24 protein-coding genes are annotated in these 26,875 nt (G+C 62.9%); 14 read left to right on the plus strand and 10 right to left on the minus strand.

The genetic code is table 11. From position 1 onward, the window contains the following. Positions 1 to 37 precede the first annotated feature (37 nt). From MMB74_RS11085 to MMB74_RS11095, 3 genes are all read left to right on the plus strand, one after another. On the plus strand, positions 38 to 1,315 hold the full coding sequence (locus MMB74_RS11085) for an FAD-binding oxidoreductase (RefSeq protein ID WP_277428684.1): 1,278 nt from the start codon (positions 38 to 40) through the stop codon (positions 1,313 to 1,315). Next, positions 1,312 to 2,769 carry an aldehyde dehydrogenase family protein gene (locus MMB74_RS11090; RefSeq protein WP_277428685.1) on the plus strand — a complete coding sequence of 486 codons (1,458 nt, stop codon included), beginning with the start codon at positions 1,312 to 1,314 and terminating at the stop codon, positions 2,767 to 2,769. Before MMB74_RS11085 ends, MMB74_RS11090 begins: the two co-directional genes overlap by 4 nt. Positions 2,770 to 2,844: 75 nt before the next feature. Next, positions 2,845 to 4,029: a M20 aminoacylase family protein gene (locus MMB74_RS11095; RefSeq protein ID WP_277428686.1), complete on the plus strand. Its 1,185-nt coding sequence runs from the start codon at positions 2,845 to 2,847 to the stop codon at positions 4,027 to 4,029. Positions 4,030 to 4,124: 95 nt separating this feature from the next. Here MMB74_RS11095 and MMB74_RS11100 read toward each other — a convergent pair whose 3' ends face one another. The 4 genes from MMB74_RS11100 to MMB74_RS11115 form a co-directional block, all read right to left on the minus strand. Beyond that, a complete protein-coding gene (locus MMB74_RS11100) occupies positions 4,125 to 5,450 on the minus strand; it encodes an FAD-binding oxidoreductase (protein WP_277428687.1) in 1,326 nt (441 codons plus the stop codon). Positions 5,451 to 5,452: 2 nt separating this feature from the next. Beyond that, complete coding sequence (locus tag MMB74_RS11105; protein WP_277428688.1) at positions 5,453 to 6,187, minus strand: cupin domain-containing protein; 735 nt, start codon at positions 6,185 to 6,187, stop codon at positions 5,453 to 5,455. A gap of 209 nt (positions 6,188 to 6,396) precedes the next feature. Then, positions 6,397 to 7,065, minus strand: coding sequence for a haloacid dehalogenase type II (locus MMB74_RS11110; protein WP_277428689.1), 669 nt, complete (start codon positions 7,063 to 7,065; stop codon positions 6,397 to 6,399). A gap of 388 nt (positions 7,066 to 7,453) precedes the next feature. Continuing rightward, positions 7,454 to 8,584, minus strand: a complete 1,131-nt coding sequence (locus MMB74_RS11115; protein ID WP_277428690.1) for a DSD1 family PLP-dependent enzyme — start codon at positions 8,582 to 8,584, stop codon at positions 7,454 to 7,456. 406 nt (positions 8,585 to 8,990) lie between these two features. Between MMB74_RS11115 and MMB74_RS11120 the strand changes: the two genes are divergently transcribed. From MMB74_RS11120 to MMB74_RS11130, 3 genes are all read left to right on the plus strand, one after another. After that, complete coding sequence (locus MMB74_RS11120) at positions 8,991 to 9,893, plus strand: GNAT family N-acetyltransferase (RefSeq protein WP_277428691.1); 903 nt, start codon at positions 8,991 to 8,993, stop codon at positions 9,891 to 9,893. A gap of 369 nt (positions 9,894 to 10,262) precedes the next feature. Then, on the plus strand, positions 10,263 to 12,056 hold the full coding sequence (locus MMB74_RS11125) for a methyl-accepting chemotaxis protein (RefSeq protein WP_277428692.1): 1,794 nt from the start codon (positions 10,263 to 10,265) through the stop codon (positions 12,054 to 12,056). A gap of 194 nt (positions 12,057 to 12,250) precedes the next feature. Beyond that, on the plus strand, positions 12,251 to 12,997 hold the full coding sequence (locus MMB74_RS11130) for a glucose 1-dehydrogenase (protein ID WP_277428977.1): 747 nt from the start codon (positions 12,251 to 12,253) through the stop codon (positions 12,995 to 12,997). A 93-nt stretch (positions 12,998 to 13,090) separates the two neighbouring features. Here MMB74_RS11130 and MMB74_RS11135 read toward each other — a convergent pair whose 3' ends face one another. The 6 genes from MMB74_RS11135 to MMB74_RS11160 all read right to left on the minus strand — a co-directional run bounded on the left by MMB74_RS11135 (position 13,091) and on the right by MMB74_RS11160 (position 18,936). Further along, positions 13,091 to 13,843 (minus strand): hypothetical protein, encoded by a 753-nt coding sequence (locus MMB74_RS11135; RefSeq protein ID WP_277428693.1) that lies wholly within the window; start codon positions 13,841 to 13,843, stop codon positions 13,091 to 13,093. Then, positions 13,840 to 14,970: a 3-phosphoserine/phosphohydroxythreonine transaminase gene (gene serC, locus MMB74_RS11140; RefSeq protein WP_277428694.1), complete on the minus strand. Its 1,131-nt coding sequence runs from the start codon at positions 14,968 to 14,970 to the stop codon at positions 13,840 to 13,842. The genes MMB74_RS11135 and serC overlap by 4 nt, the downstream gene beginning before the upstream one ends. A 5-nt stretch (positions 14,971 to 14,975) precedes the next feature. Then, the gene (locus MMB74_RS11145; RefSeq protein WP_277428695.1) at positions 14,976 to 15,473 is read right to left on the minus strand and encodes a urate hydroxylase PuuD; all 498 of its coding nucleotides are present in this window, start codon (positions 15,471 to 15,473) and stop codon (positions 14,976 to 14,978) included. A 107-nt stretch (positions 15,474 to 15,580) separates the two neighbouring features. Continuing rightward, positions 15,581 to 16,726, minus strand: coding sequence for a pyrroloquinoline quinone biosynthesis protein PqqE (gene pqqE, locus MMB74_RS11150; RefSeq protein WP_277428696.1), 1,146 nt, complete (start codon positions 16,724 to 16,726; stop codon positions 15,581 to 15,583). Positions 16,727 to 16,891: 165 nt separating this feature from the next. After that, a complete protein-coding gene (locus MMB74_RS11155) occupies positions 16,892 to 17,539 on the minus strand; it encodes a response regulator transcription factor (protein ID WP_277428697.1) in 648 nt (215 codons plus the stop codon). Then, positions 17,536 to 18,936 carry an ATP-binding protein gene (locus tag MMB74_RS11160; RefSeq protein WP_277428698.1) on the minus strand — a complete coding sequence of 467 codons (1,401 nt, stop codon included), beginning with the start codon at positions 18,934 to 18,936 and terminating at the stop codon, positions 17,536 to 17,538. Before MMB74_RS11160 ends, MMB74_RS11155 begins: the two co-directional genes overlap by 4 nt. A 443-nt stretch (positions 18,937 to 19,379) precedes the next feature. On the opposite strand from MMB74_RS11160, the gene pqqD reads away from it, so the two are divergent. The 8 genes from pqqD (at position 19,380) to MMB74_RS11200 (ending at position 26,847) form a co-directional block, all read left to right on the plus strand. Continuing rightward, positions 19,380 to 19,667, plus strand: coding sequence for a pyrroloquinoline quinone biosynthesis peptide chaperone PqqD (pqqD, locus tag MMB74_RS11165; RefSeq protein WP_277428699.1), 288 nt, complete (start codon positions 19,380 to 19,382; stop codon positions 19,665 to 19,667). Positions 19,668 to 20,235: 568 nt separating this feature from the next. Continuing rightward, positions 20,236 to 21,384, plus strand: coding sequence for a methyl-accepting chemotaxis protein (locus MMB74_RS11170; RefSeq protein WP_277428700.1), 1,149 nt, complete (start codon positions 20,236 to 20,238; stop codon positions 21,382 to 21,384). Between the two features lie 8 nt (positions 21,385 to 21,392). Further along, on the plus strand, positions 21,393 to 21,761 hold the full coding sequence (locus MMB74_RS11175; RefSeq protein WP_277428701.1) for a response regulator: 369 nt from the start codon (positions 21,393 to 21,395) through the stop codon (positions 21,759 to 21,761). A 26-nt stretch (positions 21,762 to 21,787) separates the two neighbouring features. After that, positions 21,788 to 22,111, plus strand: coding sequence for an STAS domain-containing protein (locus tag MMB74_RS11180; protein ID WP_277428702.1), 324 nt, complete (start codon positions 21,788 to 21,790; stop codon positions 22,109 to 22,111). Beyond that, the gene (locus MMB74_RS11185; protein ID WP_277428703.1) at positions 22,108 to 24,219 is read left to right on the plus strand and encodes a chemotaxis protein CheA; all 2,112 of its coding nucleotides are present in this window, start codon (positions 22,108 to 22,110) and stop codon (positions 24,217 to 24,219) included. Before MMB74_RS11180 ends, MMB74_RS11185 begins: the two co-directional genes overlap by 4 nt. Before the next feature lie 18 nt (positions 24,220 to 24,237). After that, positions 24,238 to 24,771, plus strand: a complete 534-nt coding sequence (locus tag MMB74_RS11190) for a chemotaxis protein CheW (protein ID WP_277428704.1) — start codon at positions 24,238 to 24,240, stop codon at positions 24,769 to 24,771. A 50-nt stretch (positions 24,772 to 24,821) separates the two neighbouring features. Beyond that, entirely contained in the window at positions 24,822 to 25,454 is a 633-nt protein-coding gene (locus MMB74_RS11195) for a hypothetical protein (protein WP_277428705.1), read from the plus strand. Beyond that, positions 25,375 to 26,847: a methyl-accepting chemotaxis protein gene (locus MMB74_RS11200; protein WP_277428978.1), complete on the plus strand. Its 1,473-nt coding sequence runs from the start codon at positions 25,375 to 25,377 to the stop codon at positions 26,845 to 26,847. The genes MMB74_RS11195 and MMB74_RS11200 overlap by 80 nt, the downstream gene beginning before the upstream one ends. The last annotated feature ends 28 nt before the right edge of the window (positions 26,848 to 26,875 follow it).

A 26,875-nucleotide genomic window follows, 5' to 3' on the forward strand; every position in this document is an offset into this window, starting at 1 on the left:
GATTGTTGCGACCGGTGTGCCCGCTTTGGAGTGTGTCATGCGTTTCAGTTCTTACTGGCTCGATACGTCCGAGCCATTTGTCGGCAACGCGCCCGATCTCGATGGCGCACGCTGCGATGTGCTCGTGGTGGGCGGCGGGATCACCGGCTCGGCGGCGGCATTGGCGCTCGCCAAGAAAGGCGCTCGCGTCGTGCTCTGCGAAGCGGGCGCCGTGGGCCAGGCGGCGTCGGGCCGCAATGGGGGCCACTGCAATAACGGCTTCGCTCAGGATTATGCGTCGCTCTCCCAGCGGATCGGCGTGGAATTGGCCAACCGGTTGTATCTCGCGTTCGACGCGGGGGTCGACACGGTCGAGCGGCTGGTCAAGGAAGAGTCGATCGATTGCGATTTCGCCCGCAGAGGCAAGCTCAAGCTCGCGGCGAAGCCAGAGCATTTCGACAAGCTCGCGCGAAGTCAGGCGTTGCTTGCAAAAAGCGTGGATCCCGATACGCGTCTCGTGACGAAGGCCGAGCTTCGCGACGAGATCGGCTCGGACCGTTATCACGGCGGGTTGATCTACGAGAAGAGCGCCGCGCTGCATGTCGGTCGCTATGTCCGAGGACTCGCGACGGCCGCGCAGGCGCGCGGCGCGCACATTTTTGAGCATGCGCCGGTTGTGGGTTTGCAGCGAGAATCCGGCGGCGCCTATGTGGCCCGAACTCCGCGTGGAGAGATCCGCGCTTCGCAAGTGCTGTTGGCCAGCGGCATCTCGCAGGTGGGACCGTTCGGCTGGATTCGGCGCAGAATCGTGCCGGTGGGCGCTTTCATCATCGTCACCGAACCGTTGCCGACGGAACGGCTCGATAGGCTGCTGCCCACGCGCCGGAACGCCACCGATACGAAAAACTTTGTCAACTTCTTCCGTGTCACGCCCGATAACCGGATACTGTTCGGTGGTCGCGCGCGTTTCGCGACGTCGAACCCCCGCTCGGACGAAAAAAGCGGGATGATCTTGCGGCAGCAGATGATCTCCGTGTTTCCCGAATTGGCCGACGTGCGCATCGACTATTGCTGGGGCGGCATGGTCGACATGACCGCCAATCGCCTGCCGCGCGCGGGCGAGCGAGACGGTGTGTACTACTCGATGGGCTATAGCGGGCACGGCACGCACATGGCCACACTGATGGGCACGCTAATGGCGGAGATCATGGACGGACGCGCCGATCTCAATCCATGGAAGGACTTCAATTGGCCCGCTATTCCGGGGCATTTCGGCAAGCCGTGGTTTTTGCCGTTCGTCGGCGCATGGTACCGACTTAAGGACATACTGCAATGAGTTCACCTGTTCGTCATCTAATGCAAGCTGGACGGCTGCATCGGTTTTTTATCGGCGGTCAATGGGTGGCCCCCGAAGGCACTGATCGAATCGCCGTCGTCTCTCCGTCCACGGAAGACGCGGTTTGTGACATTGTGCTGGGAAACGAGCACGATGCCGACCAGGCGGTGCGCGCGGCGCGCAAAGCGTTTGCAGGGTGGTCGGCGACTCCGCCGCAAGAGCGGGCCGCGCTGCTCGACCGCGTGCATGCCTTGATGCTCGAGCGCGCCGAGTTGTTCGCCATGGCGTTGACGACGGAAATGGGCGCGCCGATCAGCTATGCGCGCGCTGCGCACGTGCCGCTCGCGGCCGAACATATCCGCGTTGCGCGCGACAATCTTGCCAGCTACCCGTTCCGCGTTCAGCGCGGTACGACTGCGGTCGTTCGCGAGCCGATCGGCGTGTGCGCGCTGATCACGCCGTGGAATTGGCCCATCTATCAGATCACCGCGAAGGTCGGCCCCGCGCTTGCGGCAGGCTGCACGGTCGTCCTCAAACCCAGTGAACTGTCGCCGCTCAGCGCATTGCTGTTTGCCGAAGTCATCGAGGACGCCGGCGTCCCGCCGGGCGTATTCAACTTGGTGATGGGCACCGGCGCGCAAGTCGGAACCTTGCTGGCGTCACACCCGCAGGTCGATATGGTGTCGATCACCGGGTCGACGCGGGCCGGCGTGCTGGTTGCACAAGCGGCCGCGCCGACGGTCAAGCGGGTCGCGCAGGAGCTTGGCGGCAAATCGCCGAACGTCGTATTGCCCGACGCCGATCTGCCGCGCGCCATCTCGCTAGGCGTGGCTGCCGCATTCCGAAATATGGGCCAGTCGTGCAGCGCGCCGACGCGATTGATCGTGCCGCGCGCCGCGCTGGGGCAGGTGGAAGCGTTGGCCGTCTCGGCGACGGAGCAGATGATCGTCGGCGATCCGTTTGCCGATGCCACGACGCATGGCCCCCTGGCCAATCGCGCGCAGTTCGGCAGAGTGCAGACGATGATCGAGGCCGGCATCGACGAGCGGGCCAAATTGATCGTGGGTGGGCCCGGACGGCCCGAGGGACTCAGCAGGGGTTTCTATGCGCGTCCCACCATCTTTTCCGACGTTCGCACCGAAATGGCGATCGCCCAGGAAGAGATCTTTGGGCCGGTTCTCGCCATCCTGCCCTACGAGTCGGTCGAAGAAGCGATCGCTATCGCGAACGACACGGTGTACGGGCTGGGTGCGCATGTTCAAGGCACGGATAAGGCGCTCGTGCGCGCGGTCGCCGCGCAAATTCAGTCCGGCCAGGTGCATCTGAACTACCCGGCATGGGATCCGCAGGCTCCGTTCGGCGGATACAAGCAGTCGGGCAACGGCCGCGAGTACGGGATCGAAGGCATGGAAGAGTACATGGAGGTCAAATCGATCCTCGGGTTCTACGATTGAAGCGGTCGCCACGCCTGACGTGATAACGCTCAAAATTCGATGCTATTTTATTTGTATTTGGTAAAGGGAATCAGATTGGATACCGCCGGAATCGCCGAAACGTTGTTGAGAACGCATCATGCGCACTGGGCGAAGTTGCGATGTGACCTGCACGCGCATCCGGAATTACGGTTTGAAGAACATAGGACGGCGGACGTCGTCGCACACGAGCTCGAGACGCTTGGCTACGAGGTTTCGCGTGGCCTGGGCGGAACGGGCGTCGTCGCTAGCCTGCCGGGCGCGAACCCGGACCGTGGCATCGTGCTGCGCGCGGATTTGGATGCATTGCCGATTCACGAGGCCAACGACTTCGCGCACGCATCATGCACCGACGGGATCATGCATGCGTGCGGGCACGACGGTCATACGGTGATGTTGCTGGGCGCCGCGCGCGTGCTAAAGGCATTGCCGCAGCTGCCCGGCACGGTGCATTTCGTGTTTCAGCCCGGCGAGGAGGGGGGCGCGGGCGCGCGCAAGATGATCGATGACGGGTTGTTCGAGCAATATCCGACGGAAGCGGTATTCGGCATGCACAACTGGCCCGGTTTGCCTGCCGGGCATTTCGGTTTGCGCACCGGCCCCATCATGGCCGCGGGCTCCCGATTCAGAATCACGGTCACAGGCAAGGGCGCGCATGCGGCGCAACCGCATCTTGGCCTCGATCCGATACCGCTCGCGTGTTCGATGGTGCTTCAGTGTCAAACCATTGCGGCGCGGCACAAAGATCCCGTCGATCCCGCCGTCGTCTCCGTCTGCATGTTCCATGCGGGCGATACCGACAACGTCATTCCCGATAGCGCACAATTGCGCGGAACGATTCGCACGTTGTCGACGGCCTTGCAACAGAAATTGCAGCGCGACATTCAAACGATGTGCGAAGGGCTGGCTGGCGCATATGGCGCGCAAGTCGAAGTCACGTTTTTTCAGTACTATCCCGCGACGATCAATACGCCGTCCGAGACCGCGTTGTGCGAAGCGGTCGTTCGCGAGACATTCGGCGATGAGCGCCTGCACAGCGGCATCGCGCCGAACATGACATCCGAAGACTTCGGCTTCATGTTGGAGGAGCGGCCCGGCGCTTATGTCCTCATCGGCAACGCTCCGGTGGGAACCGCAGCGCCCGCGCTGCATCATCCGCAATACGATTTCAACGACGACATCATTCCGGCCGGCGTGCGGTATTGGGTGGCTTTGGCGCAGCGTTATTTCGAAACCGCGTAATCTGCGTAGGCCGCGTAATCCGTGGCCTGTGCAAAGCGCCGCGTGACTTCTTGGCCGGAGGGCGCTTGCTGCAGGAGCAGCGCTCTCCCGTCTTTCTAAAAGTCAGCGACCTTGCCCCATGCCGAGTGGGCGAATCGGCCAGGCCGATAGGGTCTAGGGTCGACGATCGGCGTCGCGCCGCTGACCAAATCCGCGATCAAGTGTCCGGCGCCGGGCCCGATGCCGAATCCGTGACCGGAAAAGCCCGCAGCCAAGATCAATCCCGGCACGCCCGGCACCTCGCCAATACCCGGCACGCCGTCGGGCGTGCTATCGACGAAGCCTGCCCACGCGTGGGTGATCTTCGCTTCGCGAAGTTCGGGCAGCAGTTCGATGGCACGTCGGTGGGTTTCCTTCACGGTAGGCAGATCGGGCTTCGGATCCAAGATACGCACGCGCTCCATGGGTGTGGGCGCATCGAGCCGCCACCGCTTGAGCGTCTCGTGACCGCCACGGACGCCTTCGAGGCCGCCCGGAAGAAGGCTGCGCCAACGCTTGGCGAACATGGGCAGGAATTGCGGGGAGAATCGTAGGAACTGCGGCGTGACATCCACGCGCGCCCGTCCGCTGATCGCGAGTGCATAGCGTCCGTCGCTGCGGCGGGTGATCGATACGCCGGAGGTGAACATCGCATCCGGCAAGCGATGCTCGACAGGCGACACGCTAAGAATGGATTGGCGGATCGATGCCTGGGGAAAGCGGATGCCGAGCTGGCGGCAGAATGCGGATGCCCACGCGCCGCCAGCGAGCACGACGATGCGCGTCTTGATGACCCCGGCTTCCGTGACCACGCCGCAGACTCGCCCGCCCTCCAACTCGATGCCCCGCGCCGCGCAGTGCTGCGTCACGCTGCCCCCGAGCTTCATGACCGCGGTTGCCACGGCGGGGGCGGCTTTCGCGGGGTCCGCCGTGCCGTCGCAGGGCGAGAAGACGCCGCCTTTCCATGCCCGGCCAGTTGCTTTCCCGCGCTCGCCGGCGTGCTTGCTGTCGAGCATGTGGGTGGTCACGCCCGCGGTCTTCGCAAACTCACTCCAGCTGGCCCAACGGGCCAACTCTGCGTCGTCATTGCTCAGATACAACAGCCCGCAGCGATGAAAACCCGTGTCCTCGCCGGATTCGACGGCGAATCGTTCCCACAGATCGAGGCTTTTGCTTGCTATCGGCAATTCGCGCTCGTCGCGGTTTTGCTGCCGGCACCAGCCCCAATTGCGGCTCGACTGCTCGGCGCCGATTCTTCCCTTCTCGACCAGGGCGACCGAAACGCCGCGCTGAGCGAGATAGTAGGCGGTAAAGACGCCGATGATGCCGCCGCCGATCACGACCACATCGGCGGCAGTGGGCAGCGTGGGCGACGTTTGTATCTGAGTCAACGGAGGGGACATGATCAATCTCGTTCGATTGCAGCCTGGACGGTTTGCGTCACGTAAAACTTCGCCACGCGTTCGCTGCTCTCCCATCCGATCGAAGCACCCACGGGCACGAAGAGCGCGTCGCCGGCGCTGAGCGAAAGCACGCTGCCGTCGGGCGCGGCGAACCGCACGTCGCCGGCCAGGAGATACATGAACTCGTTGACGCGATGCGGGCGAACGATCCGATGGTACGGCGTCGAATCCCACGTCCCCGCTTTGTACTGCGCGTCGTCATCGGTGAACACGTTGTCGCTGCGGCATTCAGGGGCCGGGCCCAGCAGCGCCTCCGCCGGCAGCGTTGCCGACGGCTTGAAGTCGGCTTCCGCGCGCAGCGGCACGAGGCCTGTCTTCGTCGGCCTCTGGCAAGCGGCGGCGCAGAACACGAAAAGCGAGCGGGATTCAGCCCTCACGCGAAGCGCCGTTCCGCTGCCGATCACCGCACCCTCTCCCGGGCCCAGCACCAACGGCGCCATGCCGGCCGCTTCCAACGTGAGCGAGCCTTCCATGACGACGATGGTTTCGATGTGGGGAAAACGCGCTACGTCGAGCTCGCCGATGAAGCTGACACGGCCCGCGGCCATCGAGTCCCGTCCTTCCCACGCGATCTCGCGATGTCGCGCGAAGGGATCGTTTTGACCGAAAGCTCCCCTGCGCAAGGAGGTCGAAAAAGGCGCACCTTCGGCACGGTGCAATACGAATGCTGCGGTCACTTTTGCTCCTATGAATTGCGCGGAAGAAGATGCTCGCATGTAATTATGCGGCGCGAGCTTCTCCCAATGATTAACCGTCAAACAAGCGGACGTTAAACCCCGCTTAATGGCGGAAACCCCTGTCGAGGGCTGTCCGATAGGCCTGCCGCTTCGTGCGATGCGAATCTTTTGCCGCCGTCGAACTCGGCGGTCACGGAGGCGAAAATCGCTTACAGGCCAAGCTGCTCGGCCAATTCGACGATGTTCTTGACCGCCGTATAACCGTATTGCGGCGCTTCCGGTTCATGGCCGCGCAGCACGTGCGCCATGTGCACGACGCCGAGATCGTGCGCGGTCATCAGGTCGTAGCGCGGGCTGGACGAGACGTGCAGGATTTCGTGAGGCTGCACGTCGAGCTTCTTGAACATGTATTCGAAGCCTTGCATGCGTGGCTTATAGGCCTGGGCGTCTTCGGCCGTGATGACCGCATGAAACGGCGCCCCGAGCTTCTCGATGTTGCTCGCAATCTGCGAGTTGTCCGCGTTGGTCAGGCCGACGAGCTTGTATTTCTTCGCAAGCCGCGAGAGGCCTTCGGGGACGTCCGGATGCGGTCCCCACGTCGGCACTGCCAGGTAGAACTTTTCTGCTTCGGTTTCGATGAAGGGCACGCCGGTGCGTTCACAGGTGCGGCGCACGGCGCTCAGGACGACCTGGCGGTAGGGCTTCCAGGCGCCGAGCACTTCGTCGCGACGATAGGCGGCGAACAGCTTGACGAAACGTTCCATCTCTTGCCCGTGGAGGCGGCTGCCGTAGATTTCGCGCGCCATGTCGGCCATGCGAAAGTTGACGAGGGTGCCGTAGCAATCGAATGTGATGAATTTCGGCTCGAAGTCGATCATGTCTTCAGTCTCGATGAGTGACGAATCCCAAGGGACTCTTGAATCAAGGGCTTGCCGCACACCACTTCGGGCAAGCGCCGATGGAAGTGTCGGTAGATGAAATTTAAGCGGGAATGACTTCGCTACTACACCGAATTGACGAGGGCAAAAAACGCGTTTCACCTGTTTTCAGGGGGATTCGCGGCAGATCCTGCGGCATGAAGTGACGCGATGCAACATCGACGACAAATAGCAAAATCGTCTTGTCGTCGTTCGTGCGTGTAGGACTGCGAATGATCTCGTGGTCGGCTACGACAGCACTTCCGAAAACCGCTGCTCACGGCTGTCGCCGCGGGTCGAGACGTACCTCATCGCAATGCTCCTGTCATGGCTTTGAATTTTGCGTTCCTTACCAGCCATAGAAGCGCGGCCAGGTCGCGACACTGCCGTCCGGGCTCACAGCCTGATAAGCGGGGTGCTGCGCCCCGGTGGCGCACGCATGATTGGGGAGGATCCGTAGACGCGTCCCGATGGGAAACCGCTGCTCGATCTCGTGATCCGGCGCACCTGAGCGGGAGACGATGCCGTGCTCTTGGTTTGCACCGCTCATCAGATATTCGCTCAACACCTCGCCGTTTTCGAGGCAGACGAGACCGTAGCCGAAGTCGCGCTTCTGGCGCTGGGTGCCGCGGTCGCGGCTCATCGCCATCCAGCCCGCGTCGACGATGGCCCAGCCTTTCTCCTTCTGATGGCCGATGACAGTCGTCAAGACGCTCAAAGCGATCTCGGACGTGTCGTTGACGCCCACGTTGTGCATGACGAGATCGAGCATGACGTAGACGCCCGCACGCACTTCCGTCACGCCTTCCAAATGTTCCGCGGCTAGCGCTGTCGGCGTCGACCCGATACTGACGACGTCGCATCGCAGGCCCGCCGCCCGCAAGCGCTCGGCGGCGTGCACGCAGCGCGAGCGTTCCTGCTCGGCGATACGGACGAGGTCTTCGTGCGTATCGTAGTCATAGCTGGAGCCGGCATGCGCCAATACACCGCCAAGCTGCATGCCGCCGTCGACGAGCGTCGTTGCGACAGCGAGGAGGGTGTCGTCTTCGGGTTCGATGCCTGAACGATGGCCGTCCACGTCGACCTCGATCCAGACTTCGAACGGTTCTTCGTGGGCCCGGCCAAAAACGACGATGGCCTCGGCGCAGGCGACGCTATCCGCGACGATTTTCAAGTCGCAGCCTTGTCGGCGAAGTGCCAGCGCCTGCGGCAGTTTGTTCGGGGCCATGCCGACGGCGTAGACGATATCGCGGATGCCGCATGCGAAGAATTGTTCCGCTTCCTTGAGTGTGGATACCGTGATGCCGCGCGCGCCCGCATCGATCTGCGCCTGGACCACCTGCACGCATTTGCTTGTCTTGACGTGCGGCCGGAAGCCCACGCCGAGCGTGTTCATGCGTTGCTGCATACGTTCGATGTTGCGGTTCATGCGCGCGATATCGATCAATGCAGCGGGCGTATTCAATGACTCCAAATTCATTTCTGGCTCCTGGCGATTCGTCGCGCGATCGGCATCGCTGTGCCCACATCGCGCATTCGGATGGGCCACTATAAAAGCGCACCGAGAATTTGTGCTTAACGACCGATAAATCGGGCGTTAAGCCACGTTGAATGCGTAAGCGCCGGGAGCGTGGTTGCGGTATGGCGGTGCGAGACGGGACTGTCGCGCGGGCGGCGTCAAGCTATCGCGAAAGGGGGCGGGTCGGAACTCGCTGAAAAGGCGTCGGTTCGGCGCCGTCGTTAACATGAATTTAACGTGATGTTTCTTGGCTATTAAGCACCGGAAACGCATTTGTTTCTATAGTTCCTCGCATGAACTGGGGGGATGCGGTGGGCGCGCCGCGGGCGCGGGAAGATTGGCGCGCAACGTTTGGAAGGATCGCTTGATGAAAGAGGCGTGCGTTTTGAACATTCCGCCATCGAAGACGGATCTCGGGTATCGAGCGTTTACCCTGCCCGACATCGCTGCGGCTCATGGCCTATCCAAGGCGCTTGGCTGGCCGTACCGTCTGGAAGACTGGCAGTTTTCCGCCGAGACGGCGACAGGGTTCGTCGCCGAGGAAAACGGCGTCGTCATTGGTACCGCGCTGTATTGGAGGTTCGGCGCCGACCGAGCCTCTCTCGGTCACGTCATCGTGTCATCCGAGCACCAAGGCCGAGGGATCGGCCGCACGTTGATGGAGGCCGTTCTGGAAGCGTTGGGGCCACGTATCACATTCCTCCATGCAACCCCGGCCGGCCAACCGCTCTATGAAAAGTTGGGTTTCAGCGTGTGCGGATCGTTGGGACAGTATCAAGGACACGTCGACAAGCCCCTCTCTGTCGCACTGCTCGACGGCGAGCAACTGCGTCCGGGCACTGCTATGGACTTCCCTCGTCTTATCGAACTGGTCCGCCGCGCTTCCGGCTTGGAGCGTGATGCGTTGTTATCCGCATTGCTCGAGTGCGGCGAAAGCGTCGTGCTTGAACGCAATGGCGAGATCGTCGGGTGCTCGGTGCTGCGGCGCTTTGGCCGCGGCTATGTGATCGGGCCCGTGGTCGCGATTCGTTCGCGCGACGATGCCCGTGCAAGGGCGTTGATCGGCTATTGGCTGACCCGACGGGAGGGCGACTTCGTTCGCATCGATGTCCCCGTGGGGACAAGCTTGACTGATTGGCTAGGCAGTCAGGGATTGAAGTGCGTAGACGTCTGCTCGAAGATGGTTCGCAACGCGCCTGCTGCGACGCACAGGGGTGTGCCCGATCCGCTCTGCAGACTGTACAGCCTCATCAGTCAGGCCATGTTGTAGGCGGCGGCACGGGCGCCGTGGCGTGAATGGCGAGGCCAAAGCGCAGGAGCGATGCCGGGGCAGCGCAGGCAGCCCGCTGCCGGCTGCGATACGGGCCCGGCGCAATGGCCGATTCGAGCACGGGCCACGAACAGCATTTTCTTCTGTGCGGGGTGCGGCAAACAGTGACACAAGCCGACGGGTTGCCACTACGATCTAGCACTCAGCAAGCTGAGTCCGGCGATCGGGCTCCGTACGGCATCCGAGAATCACGCCTCCGGTGAGCTTCGCCCGCGGGCAGTCCCTGTCTGCGGGCACTTTTTTGGCGCGCCGCGCGGCGGATGCACCCTCGCGAATACAAGATCAATCACAAGAACCACAGACCATACGATGCTATCGTCCCTTCGCGCACGCGTCGTGCTTGCCTGCGTTGCCCTCGTCGTATTCTCCGTCGTTGCCAGCACGGCAACCGACTATTCGATTGCGAAGTCGAGCATGGAGGCTGCGATCGAACATGAGTTGACCTCGTCCGCCAACGATCATGCAGCGGTCATCAGCGAGTGGATTGCGGGCAAGACGCAGATGATTTCATCGCTGCAGGACGTCGTGCTCACGGCGGACCCTCTGCCGATGCTGCAGCAGATCGCCGTCGCAGGGGGATTTTTCGACGTCGGCGTCGGCTACCCGAACAAGACGGCGAAATTCAACGACTGGCCAAACCCGCCTGCGAGCTACGATCCCACTAGCCGCCCCTGGTATCAAGCCGCGGTGCAATCGGGCAAACCCGTTGCGATTCCGTACGTGAGCACGAGCGGGGCGCTGCTGGTTGGCCTGGGCATTCCGGTGATCCGTGATGGTGTGGTGAAGGCCGTGCTCGATGGCAACATCCCGCTCGACAGCGTGGTCGAGAACGTAAAGTCGATTCACCCGACGCCGGCAAGTTTCGGCATGCTGGTCGACCATAGCGGCCGCGTCATTGCGCATGCGGACCCCAAGCTTCGGCTTAAGCCGGTCACCGACATTGCGGCCGATTTTGCCGGGGTTAGCATAGCGTCGGCCGGCCCCGGAAGCGCACCGATGAAGCTCTCGGTCGACGGCAAGACGAAGCTGATGCGCGCGCAGCAAGTGCCGGGAACCGATTGGGATGTCGTGGTGGCGCTTGATGAGTCCGAAGCCACTACAGGCATGCGTTCGCTGCTTACCGGGTCGCTGGTTTCTCTGCTCGTTATCGTGGGCATCGCATCCGTCATAGGGGCCGCCATAACCACGACAGCGTTTCGCCGTCTGAGGCAGGTGTGCGAAGCGATGACGGAGATCGGCTCGGGCGAGGGAGACTTGACGCAGCGCCTGCCGGACGAGGGTAACGACGAAGTTGCCGACATCTCGCGTGCGTTCAACCTGTTCGTGGGCAAACTCCAAAGCGTGATGCTGGAAATCCGCGGTGCGAGCGAATCGGTGCGTGCCGCGGCCAATGAAATTGCGGCGGCGAACCAGGACTTGTCGGCGCGGACGGAATCGGCTGCGGCGAGTTTGCAGCAGACGGCTGCATCGATGGACGAGATTTCGGGCACCGTGGACCGATCGGCCGCAGCGACGCACCAAGCCGATGAGCGATCGGGTGCGGCGACGCAAATCGCTTCGCGCGGTGGCGAGATCGTGTCCGACGCGGTCGGCACGATGGGGCAGATCGAGGAGGCTTCGGGCAAGATCGGCGCGATCATCGGCACCATCGACGGCATTGCATTTCAGACGAACATTCTCGCGCTCAATGCGGCGGTGGAAGCGGCACGCGCGGGCGAGCAAGGCCGCGGCTTCGCGGTGGTCGCCCATGAGGTCCGCAGCCTCGCGCAGCGAAGTGCGCAGGCTGCGCGTGAAGTGAAGCAACTCGTGGAGGAGACGGTGTCGCGCGTTGGCGCGGGATCGTCGCAAGTGCGTCGAGCCGGGGAAACGATGGGAGAGATCGTCGCCCATGCGGTCGATGTTCAAGCGGTTATCTCGGGCATCGCGCGTGCCACGGCGGAGCAGACGCGCGGGATTCAAGAGGTCAATCGTGCGGTGATGCACCTCGATGCGATGGTGCAGCAGAACGCGGCGCTGGTGGAAGAATCGGCTGCCGCTTCGGCAGCGTTGCAAACGCAGGCGCACGCGCTGGCGTCGACTGTTGGAAGGTTCAAGCTCGACTGAGCATGCAGGCGGGGCATGGCGCTCGGCTTGCCATGCACCAGATTATTCGCCCGATCCCACTAGTCAATTCGCCCTAGGCCGCTTTATCGCAGCCATGCCCACTCCTATATTCCGTCTGGTTGCCGGCCGAGCACTGCATGTCAGTCACGGCGCCGGTTCCGATCAACAAGGCGAGTTTCGCGAAGGGAAGCATGATGAGCAAGCTTACAGGGAAGGTAGCTGTTGTCACGGGCGCGTCCAAAGGCATCGGCGCCGCTATTGCGAAGGCGCTCGCGGCCGAAGGGGCTTCGGTCGTGGTCAATTACGCCAGCAGCAAGGCCGGGGCAGATGCCGTCGTATCCGCGATCACGGCGGCCGGAGGCAATGCGGTGGCCGTCGGTGGCGATGTATCGAAGGCTGCCGATGCGCAAGGTATCGTCGATGCGGCGATCGAAACCTATGGCCGCCTCGACATCCTCGTCAACAACTCCGGCGTTTATGAGTTCGCACCGATCGAGGCGATCACCGAAGCACACTACCGCAAGCAATTCGATACGAACGTGCTCGGCGTGCTGCTCACCACTCAGGCCGCGGTCAAGCATCTCGGGGAGGGCGCAAGCATCATCAACGTCAGTTCCGTCGCATCGACCATTACGCCGCCCGAGAGCGCTGTCTACAGCGGCACGAAAGGCGCCGTGGATGCGATCACGGGTGTGCTCGCGCGCGAGTTGGGCCCGAAGAAGATACGCGTGAATGCGATCAACCCTGGCATGATCGTGACCGAGGGCACGCGAAGCGCCGGCGTGATCGGATCGGACATGGAGCAGTTCATGGTTAGCCAGACGCCGCTAGGCCGCGTGGGGCAACCGGACGATATCGCGTCGGCCGTGGTGTTCCTCGCGTCGGACGATGCAAGGTGGCTCACGGGCGAACACATCGTCGCCAGCGGCGGCATGCGATAAGGCTAAACCCGTGGCGGCGCCGATCTCGAAGTCGTGCCGCGTCTTGTACGAGACGCTCACGAGCTGAGTTTTCCAGCGGGAAGGTAACGGGATTCAACTGCCGGGGGCTGCGCACGCCAGCATCGGCAAACAGTGCGCACCCAGCTCGGCAAAAATCGTGTGAACTTGAACGCCGTCCGCACCGGCGCCGAGGGCGGCGCGCACATCGGCGCCCGTGCGAATGCCCCCTACGGCGATCAACGCCGATCGGCCGTCCAGGTGCGCAGCCAACGCATGCAGCCGCTCGATGCGGGCGGGGTCCTCCGGCAGCACCGCGATCACCGCGTCGAACCCCGCATCGACGGCCGCTTCTGCGAGCAACAGCGGAAACTCGCCGGTTTCACCAAGCGGCAGTTTCAGCGCAAGCCCGACGTGTCGATGCCCACCGGCGGCGCTGCGCTCTCGCTCTGCGGCGACAGCAGCGAATGCGCGCAGGAGGAAGGTCCAGTGCTCATAAGCCAGCAGCGGGCGGTATCGGCGTGCGCTCAAATTGAAGCTCACATAATCGGCTGCGGCCCAACTTTCGCATAGGCCGCGCGTCCATTCCGCCGCGAGCGCTTCGGGTGCTGCAGCCTGCATGCCAAGACCGATGCCGATGCGTGTCGTGCCTCGGTTGCGCGGAGGCAGTGCCGCCAAGCGCGCCGCGAGCGCGCGTGCGCCCTCATGGCTGCCCGGTTCCGGGTTTGGCGTAACCGTACCGAATTCGACACTGCCGAAGCCGATGGCGAGCAACTCGGCAGCCCGCGCTCCGAGCTTATCGATTCCGCCGGCTAATCCTAGCCGGCTCGGCCATCGGTTCGCACTCATCCGTACCGCCTTGCGAATTGCGTCATGAAACGGATCAATGCGTCGACGCCCGCTTCCGGCATGGCGTTGTAGAGGCTCGCACGCAGTCCGCCGACGTGAGGGTGGCCGCGCAGATGAGCGAGTCCCGCACGTTCTGCTTCATCGAGAAAATGATCGGTCAGTGTGTGGTTGGCGAGATGGAATCGGGCGTTGGTTATCGAGCGATGCCCTGGCGCGACCGGAGCGATGTAAAAGCCGTTGCTCGCGTCGATCGTCCGATACAGAGACGCGGCCTTGCGCCGGTTGACCTCGCCCATTGCCGTCAATCCGCCGCATTGCTCGATCCACTCGAAGACCAAGCCCGCAATGAGAATGGCGAGCGTCGGCGGCGTATTCACACAGCTTCCCTGCGCTGCCTGTATGCCGTAATGCAACGGCGAGGGCGCGGCCGTTGCAGGGCGCTGCAACAGATCTTCTCGAACGATGACGATGGTGAGGCCCGCCGGGCCGATGTTCTTCTGGGCGCTGGCATAGACCAGCCCGAACTTCGCGATGTCGAGCGGCGCGCTCAATATGCACGAGGTCGCGTCGGCGACGAGCGGAACCTCGCCTGTATCGGGCAATGCGGGGTAAGCGACGCCATCGACGGTTTCATTCGCCGTGATATGGCAATAGGCGGCATCGTGCGGCAGATGCCACCCGGAGAGCGAAGGCGCCGCGAGCGCTGTGCTGCCGGCATGCCTTGCCGCCACTGTCACGTTCGCATGACGGCGCGCCTCTTGCATCGCGCGGCGCGACCAGTAGCCGGAATCCGCATAGGCGGCGCGTCCCAATCCCGCCGCGGGATCGAGCAGGTTCATCGGCACTGCCGCGAATTGATGCATCGCGCCGCCCGCGAGAAACAGCACGCGGTAGTGCTCCGGCACTTGGAGCAGCCGGATGAGACGCGTCTGCGCGTCTGCCAGCGCTTCGCGGAAATGGTCGCCGGTGAAGGGCCGTTCGATGGCGGCCGCCCCATGCGCATCGCGGCGAAACAAGGTTTCGCTCGCTCGCGCGAGCACCGCGTCGGGCAGACGCGAAGGGCCGGCGGCGAAGCTCCAGGCCGCGTCGTTTTGCGCGACGCCCCGGCAGGGCGGGTTCGCAATCATGCTCGTCAACCCGCAGCGATGCCGCCATGCGCGCTCGCAGCCATGAACAGCAGCAGCGGGATCGACAGCATCGTGTTGGTGCGCGAGGACAGATGCGTGATGCGCGCGCAGCGCAGGCGCTCGTCGATCGCCGCGGGTTTGAGCCCGAGCACCTTTTGTTGATGCGGCCAGAGCACGAGCCACACGTTTGCCATCATCAACGTGCCGAGATACATGCCGATGCCGATCGGCGCGAGGCCGGCGTGCAGCGAGAGCGCGCCTGGAAGCCACCCCCGGCGCCAAAGCATCAGTATGCCCGCCGACCACGCGATGACCGAAGCCCAGCGGAAGATGCCGTGCTCGCGATTGAGTAGCGCTTGAAAGCGAGGGCTTTGGTCGTCGCTCAAATCCGAGCGCAGCAGCGGCCGCCAACTCGGGCGTTGAATCACGCTGGAGTAGTTGTGGCCGACCCAAATGATGCCCGCAATGAAATGCGTCCAGCGCAGAAGAAGATCGATCGTCATTGCGTTCTGCCTCAAGTCATCAAGAGCCGCGCGATGGCGACGAGCACGGCGCAGAGCAACGCGCCCAGCACGATCGTGCCGGTGGCGGTGTCGTAAGGATGGCGCATTCAATCCTCCATGAAAGCCGTGGACACGCCGTTGCCGCTGCGCTTGATGAGCGGCTTGCGAAACCGCAGCGGCTGCGTCGCTTGGCTCGCGGCCTGTTGCACGAGATGATGATGCGGCGAGCGGCTGCAGGCCGGATCGGTATTGGCCGCATCGCCCGTGAGCAGGAATGCCTGACAGCGGCAGCCGCCGAAATCCTTTTCCTTTTCGGAGCATGAAAGGCACGGCTCGCGCATCCAATCGAGTCCGCGATAACGGCGAAACAGTTCGGATTCGTGCCAGAGCCACGACAGCGGTTTCTCGCGCACGGATTCGAATACGAGCCCCGGGATCACGCGCGCTTCCTGGCAGGGCATGGCGACGCCGTCGGGGGCGATGGTCAGATGGATCGCACCCCAACCGTTCATGCATGCTTTGGGACGGCTCTCGTAATAGTCGGGGATGACGAAATAGATCGTCATGCGCTCGCCCAATTTGTCACGCCAGCGTCGAATCGTCGCCTCGGCTTCTCGCACCTGCTCGAGCGTGGGCATCAGCTCGTCGCGATTGAGCAGCGCCCAGTTGTAGTACTGGATATTGGCGAACTCGATGTATTCCACGCCGATATCGGCCGCAAATTCGCAGACCGCATCGATCTCGCCGATGTTCTGCCGGCCCACCGGCATGTTCAGTACCATGGGCAGGCCGTGCGCCTTGATGCGACGCGCGGCTTCGAGCTTGTGCGCGTGCGCCTTCGCGCCGACCAACTCGTCGTTCAGTTGCGGCCGCATCGCTTGCAGCGATAGCTGAACCTGCTTCAGGCCGGCTTGCTTGAGTGCGATCATGCGCTGCTCGGTCAGCCCGATGCCGGAGGTGATGAGGTTCGTGTAGAAGCCGATCGAGTCGGCGTAGGCGACGAGCTCCTCCAAATCGTCTCGCTCCAGCGGTTCACCGCCAGAGAAACCGAGCTGCAACGCGCCCAACGCGCGAGCGTCGCGCAGGACGTCTTTCCACTCCTGCGTCGAGAGTTCGCGCTTCGCGTAGTCTTTGAAATTGAGCGGATTGTTGCACCACGAGCATTTCAATGGGCAGCGGTAGGTCAATTCGAGCGTGAGCCACAGGGGCTGGCCTTGACCGTCGAGGCTGATTCCGTGCGATTCCTTAGGCATAGCCGTTTCCTCTCTCCTCCATCAGGCGGTGCGATGCGCCCGCCCCTTTGGACATATTTTTGGCTCATGCCGCGAGCGCGGCGACGCGAATCGATGGAGAACGTACTCGCGGTTTCGGGTAATGCGGCCTCGTGATTTTCATGAGCGTGCGGGGCGGCGGCTGCGTCACGCCTCGATCAACCCGGCGCGCATGGCGATGACCGCCAGTTCGGCGGCGTTACTCGCGTTGAGCTTCTGCTTGATGTGATAAAGATGCGTGCCGACCGTGCTCGCGCTCAAGTGAAAGTCCGAAGCGACTTCGTTGACCGAGCGGCCCTGCGCCAGTTGCAAGAAAACAGAGAACTCCTTGTCGGTCAAGGCTTGGGCTGGATGCGCGGCGCCGGAGAGCTGGGTCAACGCCACCTGCTGCGCGAGTTCGGGATCGAGATAGCGCCGATCTTGCCCGACGAGCCGCACGGCCTGAATCAATTCTTGCGGCAAGCACCGCTTGCACAGATAGCCGGCAGCGCCCGCCTTTAGCGCCCGCACGGGAATCACGGCATCGTGATGGGCCGACAGCATCAGCACGCGCGCCGCGGGATGATGGGCGCGCAGCCGTTCAAGCGCGGCAAGACCGCCGATGCCCGGCATCGACACGTCCATCGTCAATACATCGGGCCGGAGTTCATCGTAAAGACGCAACGCTTGTTCACCGCTTTCGGCTTCCCCCAGCACGGTGGCTCCCGCCCCTTCGAGCAGCAAGCGAAAGCCCATGCGGACCATAGCGTGATCATCGGCCAACAGTACGCTGAGACCAGCGAGAGAGGGATTCATGATCGGTGCTCCAAAGGCGCGGGGTCGATGTCGGGCAACCGCACGCCGAGCCGAGCGCCTCCGCTCGTGCCGGGTTCGAATACGAACTCGCCGCCGAGCGTGCGTACGCGCTCGCGCATGCCGGCGAGGCCCAAGCCGCTACCTGCCGTGCGCGAGGCGACGGCGAGGCCGCCGCCGTTGTCGGCAACGACGAGTTCGAGCCATTTGCCGTTGCCCGAGCGCCGCAACGTGACGTCGACGCACGTAGCGCAGGCGTGACGCGCCACGTTCGTCAGCCCTTCTTGAACGATCCGCAAGATGGCGTGAAGGACCGCCTCGCCGATCGGCATCGCGTTCTGCGCAAAGGTTGCCGTCAACGCGATGTCCGGGTAGTGCTGCTGCCAGATGCGCAAGTAATGCCGCAGCGCCGCTTCGGTGCCGGACGCACCGGGTGCGGGTGCCGGCGCGTCGCGCAATCGATGCAAGATGGTGCGCACGCCGTCTTGCATTTGATTCGTCGCGGCGATGATGCTTTCGGCCGGGCGGCGCAGGGCGCTGTGTTCATCGGTGCGTTGGGCGATGGCGCCCGCGAGCGCGCGCACCGCGGTGATGCCTTGCGCCAGTTCGTCATGCAACTCGCGCGCGATATGCCGGCGTTCTGCTTCGAGCCTTGCATGCACTTGCTCGTCCAATTCCCGTTCGCTCTCGAGGCGCACGTTATGGTCGACAGCCTGCGCAAGGCGATCGGCCATGCCGTTGAACGCTTTGGCAAGGCGTCCCAACTCGGGTATCGGAAAGGCGGGAAGACGGGTGTCGAAGCAGCCCGCGCCCGTGCGGTCCAGCGCTGTCATGATCTGACCGAGCGGGCGCAGCGCGTGCTCGAGCGCGTGGCGCACGGCGATGAACAAAGCGGACAGGAGGACGACGGCCCAACCGGCCATGGCACACAAGTTGTCCCAGGCATCGAGCGTGGCGCGCGACGGATCGGGATGCAGGACGAGCGTGAGCCCGGCCGCCTCGATGCGCCACGCGGCGAACGCCGGTTCGACGAGCGCGGCGAACCATGCGGGCGCCGAGCGACCGGCTTTGTAGGTCGGCGGTGGCGACAAATAGCGCCACGACCGGCCCGCATCGATCACTTCGAGCGCGTTGGCGCGAATCCGGCCGACAGCGACGATTTGCGCCAGCAGCCGCGCCCGGTTGGCGTTCGACGGCTGCGCCCTCAACTCGGCGGCGGAGACCGTCAGCCATTGCTCGGCGACGCGTGCGGCGGCAGTCACTTCTTCATGGGTCGCCTCGCGCGTCTGCCTGACCCATAGCACGCCAAGCGTTGTCATCAGAATCGCGGCGAGCACCGTCAAAACCATGCCGATACGGGTATGCAGGCTCAACGGCTTGAGTCGTCGTAGGGTTGTCATCCTCTCATGCACTCCTCTAGGAGCGAGGGCTCTGTTGCCCCGGTTCTTGGAAGCTAAAACATGCAAATTCGATACCACAATAAGCCGCGACTGGCTGCGACACGCGACGCGCTGCCCCGTACCTGCCCCTTGCTTGTTTCAATGCGAGACACTCGCGACAGCGCGTTGCTTCAAAACGAGACAGGGGTGCGGCGTCGAGTCATGATTTTCATGAGCCTTTTTTGGCGAGATGCCGCTGGAGCGCGCTCGATTCGAAGCCAATAATCGGCCCACGGATGGCATGTTGCCCTTCCGAAACAAATGGAGACTTGATATGACTTGGGAAAATCCGGCTTTCTGCGAGATCCGCCTCGGCTTCGAGGTCACCGCCTACGTTTACGTGCGCTAAAAGCGGCCGGACGGAAGCGGCAGCGTCTCCGTCCGACGCCTGCGCTCATCGAGCCATGAATATCGATTCGTCCGTCACTGATGACGCGTGCCCGCGCCTGGCGCCGCACTTCGTCTTTCGCTGGGAAGACAGCCAGAATGCTTACGTCATCCTGTATCCCGAAGGTCTCGTCAAACTCAATGTGAGCGCCGGTGAAATATTGAAGCGCTGCGACGGCGTGCGCAGCGTTTCCGACATCGTCGGCGAACTGCAGACGGCGTTTCCCGGCGCCGATGCGCAGATCGCACAGAGCGCTCGCGCGTTCGTCGATGTCGCGCGCGGCAAAGGGTGGTTGCGCTGGTAACGGCGGGAGGGTGCGGGCGAACGTGAGTTTTTTCGGGAACGGTACATCAGGCACCGTCTTGCCGGGAACTGCATAGACTACATGCGCGGGCGTCGAGTCGACGGCCATTCGGGCACGCAATATCATGAGTGTTTTGGGATCGAACGCTTCCTTCCAATGTTGCACTGTTAGGCAGAAAACGATGGTTTTTGGTAGGCAAGGTTAAAAAAAGATGGCGCCCCATTTAATCGGGGTGTCATCGAAAAATTAAACCCACCGGCCCACCGGGCCACTTCACCGCGCAACGCAGTTTCCAGTTAAACGCGCGATGCGGCGCCGAACTAAGCAATACTCCCGATCATCCAGCCGAAGTTGTGAGAAAAATCCTCTCGCACGGACCGAGGTGCGAAACGATAGGCGCGCATCCGATTTGTCCCCCCTTATGATTTCGCTCAATCAATCGTTGCCATTTCGATTCCTCGGTATCAAGAAAAATCCGCTGCGAACGTAAACGCGCTCATATCCGAAGTTTTTGCACGGAATATGGTGTGGCATTCGTTTTCGTCTCTGAAATCCTGTCGACTTACTCATGACGCATACGCAAGATAAATTGCTCTGGCTCGGGGGCCCGATTCTCGGTTGTGTGGGCGCATTGGCGTGCTTTGCCGTGTCGTCGTTCAGCACAGCCGGTGCGGCAGCCGGTGTTGCGTTTGCCATCGCAGGGATTGCGACGGGCTGGCGGCAGCGCAATGCCGACTCGCGCGTCGTGAAACAGTTGCTAGCCTACTTCGACAGTCAGCGCGCCTTCAGCGCCGATCTCGCGCCCGTCTGGGCGCGCCATATCGAATCGTCTCGCACGCAAATGGAAGCCGCGATTACCGCGTTGAGCGAACGGTTTGGCGGTATCGCCTCGCGGCTCGATGCCGTGCTCGGCGCCTCCGCGGGCGGACCCGCGGGTTCGGCCGGTGGCAACGACGTCTATTCGGCGAGCGAACACGAACTGCAGACGGTCGTCCAACGCCTGCGCGCGGCGGTCGACGGCAAAGCCGAAATGCTCGGCAAGGTGCGCGAGCTGCACGGATTCATCGACGAATTGCGCGATATGGTCGAGGCCATCGAAATCATCACGCAACAGACCAATCTGCTCGCGATCAATGCGGCGATCGAGGCGGCCCATGCGGGCAACGTCGGGCGCGGTTTTGCCACCGTCGCCCAAGAGGTCCGGGCACTATCGCGCAAATCCAGCGAAACCGGGGCGAATATCGCCGCAAAAATCGAGACGATCCGCGATGCCATCGTTTCCGCATCGAATGCCGCCGAACGAACCGCCGAGCATGACACCGTGGCCATGTCCGATTCGCAGCGAGCGATCGAACAAGTGCTCGTGCGATTCCGCGATTTCACCTCGTCGCTCGAATCTGCCGCCGAACTGCTGCGCGACGAGAGCCGCAGCATCAAAGGCGAAGTCTACGAGGCGCTCGTCCAACTGCAGTTCCAGGATCGCGTGAGCCAAATCATGCAGCACGTGAAGGCCAACATCGAGCGTCTGCCTGCCGTCGTCGATGAGCATTGCGCCCAATACGGGCCGGGCGTGCCGCTGCCCGCGCTCGATGCGAGCCCGCTGCTCGGCGAGCTCGAGCAAACCTACGCAATGGCCGACGAGCGCGCGCTACATCAAGGCGAGACTGGCGCCAAAGCGCAAGCGGCCGAATCGAGTTCAGACATTACTTTCTTTTGAGAACCGCTATGGCAAAGACAATCATGATCGTCGACGATTCCGCATCGGTTCGGCAAGTCGTCGGGATCGCGCTTCGCGGCGCAGGCTATGAAGTCATCGAAGGCTCCGACGGGAAAGACGCGCTCGCGAAACTGCAAGGGCAGAAGGTCCACCTGATGATCAGCGATCTGAACATGCCGAACATGGACGGCATCGCCTTCATCAAGGCGGTCAAGCAGATGCCGGCTTATAAGTTCACGCCCATCGTCATGCTGACGACCGAAAGCCAGGATGCAAAAAAACGTGAAGGTCAGATGGCTGGCGCCAAGGCGTGGGTCGTCAAGCCGTTTCAGCCGCCTCAATTGCTCGCGGCTGTCGAGAAGCTGGTGTTGCCTTGACGCGCTTTGACGACGGAGCACCGGCGATGAATGCCCCCTTTACCGTGCAGATCGAGCTCGCGCTCACGATCTATCACGCAGCCGAACTCAAAGAGGCCATGCTCGATGCGCTCGAGCGCGGACCTTGCGTGCGCTTCGACCTATCCGCCGTGCCCGAGATCGATTGTGCGGGCGTGCAGTTGCTCGTCGCGACGCGGCGCAGCGCGGCCGATCGCGGGCAAACCTGCGCGTTCGTCGGCGCGAGCGACCCCGTCCAAGCCACGCTCGCGCTGCTTGGCGCGCCCCAGCTATTGACGCAAGCGCAGCCCGTGGGCGGAACGCTTGCGGCGCTTGAAGAGACCGTTTCATGAACCTCGACGACGCACTGCAAACCTTCATCGCCGAAAGCCGAGAATTGCTCGCGCTGATGGAAAGCGGCTTGCTCAGCATGCGCGAGAGCGTCGATCCGTGCGACGAGATCAACGCGGTCTTCCGCGCGGCCCACACGATCAAGGGATCGTCGGGCTTGTTCGGAATCGACGGCATCGTGGCGTTCACGCATGTAGTCGAAAGCGTGCTCGACCGCGTGCGCGACAACGAAATCGGTATCGACGAATCGTTGATTTCGTTGTTGCTCGCGTGCGGCGATCACATCGGCCTGCTCGTGGAACTGACCGCCGAAACTGGCAATTGCGAGGACGAGGCGCTCATCGCGCAGGCACAACCGCTCGTCGAGGCGCTCGGCCGTTATCTCGCGGCGGGGGAGGGGCACGCGGACCTCAGCAAGCCCGATGCGCCCCCGCGCGACAGCGGCGAAGCAGCGGCGCCGCCCCATCCCCGGCGCTGGCTGATCTCGTTGCAGTGCGGCGAGCCGGTGTTGCGCAACGGAATGGATCCGCTCTCGATCATTCACTATCTGGCCAAGCTAGGCGAAGTCGCGCGTGTTGCGACGAACGTCGAGGGCGTGCCGTTGCTAGATGCGCTCGATCCTGAAGCTTGCTACCTCGCATTCGAAATCGAGCTGTTGAGCGACGCAGGCAGGCAGGCCGTCGAGGGCGCCTTCGAGTTCATTCGCGAGGACTGCACGCTGCGCATCGAGGAGGGTGGCGATGAACTCGCCGCATCGCCTGCGCAACAAGACGCCGAGCCGGCGATCGCCGGCGCGCCCCTCGCGCCCGAAGGTGCGACTCTGACGCCTGTGTCCTCAGCCTCGTGCGCATCTTCGTCCGAGTCCGCAGTCGCGGCGGCTCCGGCGGCTGTGCGTAACGGCGGGGCAGCCCGCGAAAACAAATCGGCGGATTCGCATTCCATTCGGATCGACGCGGACAAGCTCGATCATTTGATCGATCTGGTTGGCGAACTGATTACGGCATCGGCAAGCACCGAGCTTGCCGCCCGCAAGGCGCATAACACGGAACTGCGCGAATCCGCAGCGACGCTGAACAACCTGATTCAGAAGGTGCGAGATAGCGCGTTGCAACTGCGGATGGTCAAAATCGGCGCGACGTTCAATCGCTTCCGCCGCGTCGTGCACGATGTCGCGCAAGAACTGGGCAAGCGTATCGATCTGGTCGTCGAAGGCGAAGATACCGAACTCGATAAGACCGTCGTCGAGAAAATCGGCGACCCGTTAACCCATCTCGTGCGCAATTCGATGGATCACGGCATCGAGCCGGCGGAAGTGCGGCTCGCGCGCGGCAAGCCCGAGCACGGCAGGCTCACGCTCAACGCTTTCCACGATTCGGGCTCGATCGTCATCGAAGTCAGCGATGACGGCGGTGGCCTCGATCGCGATCGCATTCTGGCCAAGGCGATGGAGCGCGGGCTCATCCCGCACGATGCGACGCTGACCGACGATGAGATCTATGCGCTCATCTTCGAGCCGGGATTTTCGACGGCGGAGCGCGTGACCAATCTGTCTGGGCGCGGCGTTGGCATGGACGTGGTCAAACGCAACATCACCGCGCTGCGCGGCAGTATCGGCATTGACAGCCGGCCCGGGATCGGCGCCACGATTTCGGTGCGGCTGCCGCTTACGCTCGCGATCATCGACGGCTTCCAAGTTTGCGTCGGCAACTCGATCTTCATCTTGCCGCTCGACGCGGTCGAGGAATGCGTCGAATTCGCTGCGGGCGGCGAGCATGACTACACCGACTTGCGCGGCCAAGTGTTGCCGTTCATCCGGTTGCGCGAGTGCTTCGAACTCGACGGGCCGGTTAGCTCGCGCCCGAACATCGTCGTCGTCAAGCACGCCGGGCAACGATTCGGCTTGCTCGTCGATCGTCTGCTGGGAGAAGCGCAGACGGTCATCAAGCCGCTGTCGAAAATGTTCGGCAAAGCGCGTGGCGTGAGCGGCTCGACGATTCTCGGCAGCGGAGAAGTTGCGCTGATTCTCGATATCGCCGATCTCATGGCGATGGCCGGACCCGGCGGACTTGCCGGCCAGATTCCCCCAAGTGCCGCGCTCGCGACTTGTTAAGTCTTGAGGAACCATCCGATGACTCGATCGACGCAGCCCTGCGTGCCGTCCGCGGACACCGCGCGACACTGCGCGCAATACCTGACGTTTTCCCTCGGCGGGGAGATGTTCGGCATCGGCATCCTCACCATCAAGGAAATCATCGAATTCCATGAGGTGACGACCGTGCCGATGATGCCGCATGCAGTGCGTGGGGTCATCAATCTGCGCGGCGCCGTCGTGCCCGTCGTCGATCTGCAGGCACGCTTCGGCCGGCCGCCGAGACCGGTCACCAAGCGCACCTGCATCGTTATCGTCGAACTCGGTGCGAACAGCGAAATGCCGGTGGTCGGTGTGGTCGTCGATGGGGTGAGCGAGGTGCTCGACATCACGGCAGCGGACATCGAACCGGCGCCGGCATTCGGCGCCAAACTGCGGACCGATTTCATCGCCGGCATGGCGAAGGTACGCGAACGTTTTGTGATTTTGCTTTCCGTCGAGCACGTTCTCGCGATCGACGAACTCGCCGCACTCGCCGGAGAGCGGCAACTCGCAGCCATCGACCTCGCCTAACCCGTTGCATTGAATCCGCCCTTCGCTTTCACCGTCTTTCAGGAAACATCATGAACCCCAGCGATTCCTTCGTCGCGCGCCGCCTCTGGCTTTGCTCCATTGCGAGCGTGATCGCGCTTGCCGCCTTCGCCATCCTTTGTGCGCTTCGCGTGCTGCCCCCCGCCGTCACGATCGGCGTATCGACGGTCACCGCATTGGCCGCCTTGCTGGCGAGCACTGCATTCGATCGCGCCGCGGCTCGTCGCGCTCGACTGGCGCATGAGATGGCGCTCGATCTCGCCGCTGGCAAGCTCGAAGCGCTGCCGGAAAAGGAACACGCGAGCGGCGATGCGCTCACCGCTGCACTCGCCCAAACGAAGAGCACACTGCGGACGTTGAACGAACAGCTCACGCAGATGTCACGCCGGCACGACGAGGGCGATATCGATGCGACGATCGACCTTGCGCACGTGAAGGGCGACTTCCGGGCGATGGCCGACGGCATCAACAAGATGGTGGCGGGTCACATCTCGGTGAAGAAGAAGGCGATGGCGTGCGTGGCCGAGTTCGGCCGAGGCAATTTCGAAGCGCCGCTCGAGCAATTTCCCGGGCAAGAAGGCGTTCATCAACGAGACCATAGAACAAGTGCGCCGCAACCTGAATGGGATCATCGCGGAGATGAACCGCATGTCGGTGGAGCATGACAAGGGCGAGATCGACGTGATGATTGCGGCCGAGAACTTCGACGGCGCGTTCCGTAGCATGGCTGAAGGCATCAACAAGATGGTTGGCGGCCACATCGCCGTGAAGAAGAAGGCGATGGCATGCGTGGCCGAGTTCGGCCGGGGCAATTTCGAAGCGCCGCTCGAGAAATTCCCGGGCAAGAAGGCGTTCATCAACGAGACCATCGAACAAGTGCGCCGCAATTTGAAGGCGCTCATCACCGATTCCGCGGCGCTCGTCGCATCGGCTCGCGCCGGGCGGCTCGAAACCCGAGCCGACGCAAGCGCACATCATGGCGATTTCCGCCGCATCGTCGAGGGCATCAACCTGACGCTGGATGCGGTCATCGAGCCGCTCAACGAGGCAGGCCGCGTGCTCAAAGCGATCGAAGGCGGCGACCTCACTCAGGCGGCAAGCACGGCATTCGAAGGCCAACTGAAGGCGCTGTGCGAAAGCGTGAACAGCACCGCGCACAAGCTCGCGGAAGTGGTGGACGAGGTCAACGGCGGGGCGATGGCGCTCGCCAATGCGTCGGAGGAAGTCAGCGCCGCGGCTCAGTCGCTGTCGCAAGCCGCTAGCGTTCAAGCTGCGAGCGTCGAGGAGACGAGCGCTTCGCTCGAGCAGATGACCGCATCGATTTCGCAAAACACCGAAAACGCGCGCGTCACCGACGGCATGGCCAGCAAGGCGGCCAATGAAGCGAACGAGGGTGGTGAAGCGGTCAAGGCAACCGTCGGCGCGATGAAGCAGATCGCGCAGAAGATCGGCATCATCGACGACATCGCTTATCAAACGAATTTGCTGGCGCTGAACGCGGCCATCGAAGCGGCGCGCGCCGGTGAGCACGGCAAAGGCTTCGCCGTGGTCGCCGCCGAAGTGCGCAAGCTGGCGGAGCGTAGTCAGGTGGCGGCGCAGGAAATCGGCAATGTGGCGGCATCGAGCGTCGAACTCGCGGAGAAGGCGGGGCATCTGCTCGATCAAATGGTGCCCAACATCCGCAAGACTTCCGACCTCGTGCAGGAAATCACGGCATCGTCCGAAGAGCAATCGGCGGGCGTCAATCAGATCAACAGCGCCGTCGCGCAACTGAGTCAGACCACGCAGCAAAATGCGTCGAGCTCAGAAGAGCTGGCCGCGACCGCCGAGACGATGAGCACGCAAACCACGCAGTTGCAGCAGGCAATGAGCTTCTTCAAAGTTCATTCGGGCAGGACGGCGCGGCCCAGCCCGGTGCGCCGAGCGCCGGGTGCGGCAACTGCCGTTTCCGCCAAGCCGCGGGCGTCCGTGCGCCAGATGCCGCAGCATGCGACGATGTTCGAAAGCGACGACGATCCGGCGAGCCGGTTCGACGAAGCGCAGTTCGTTTCTTACTGATCGTCGTCCCTGGCCCGCGGTTTGCCGC

This window comes from Trinickia sp. Y13 (genome assembly GCF_029522115.1).
In the GTDB taxonomy this organism is placed as follows: domain Bacteria; phylum Pseudomonadota; class Gammaproteobacteria; order Burkholderiales; family Burkholderiaceae; genus Trinickia.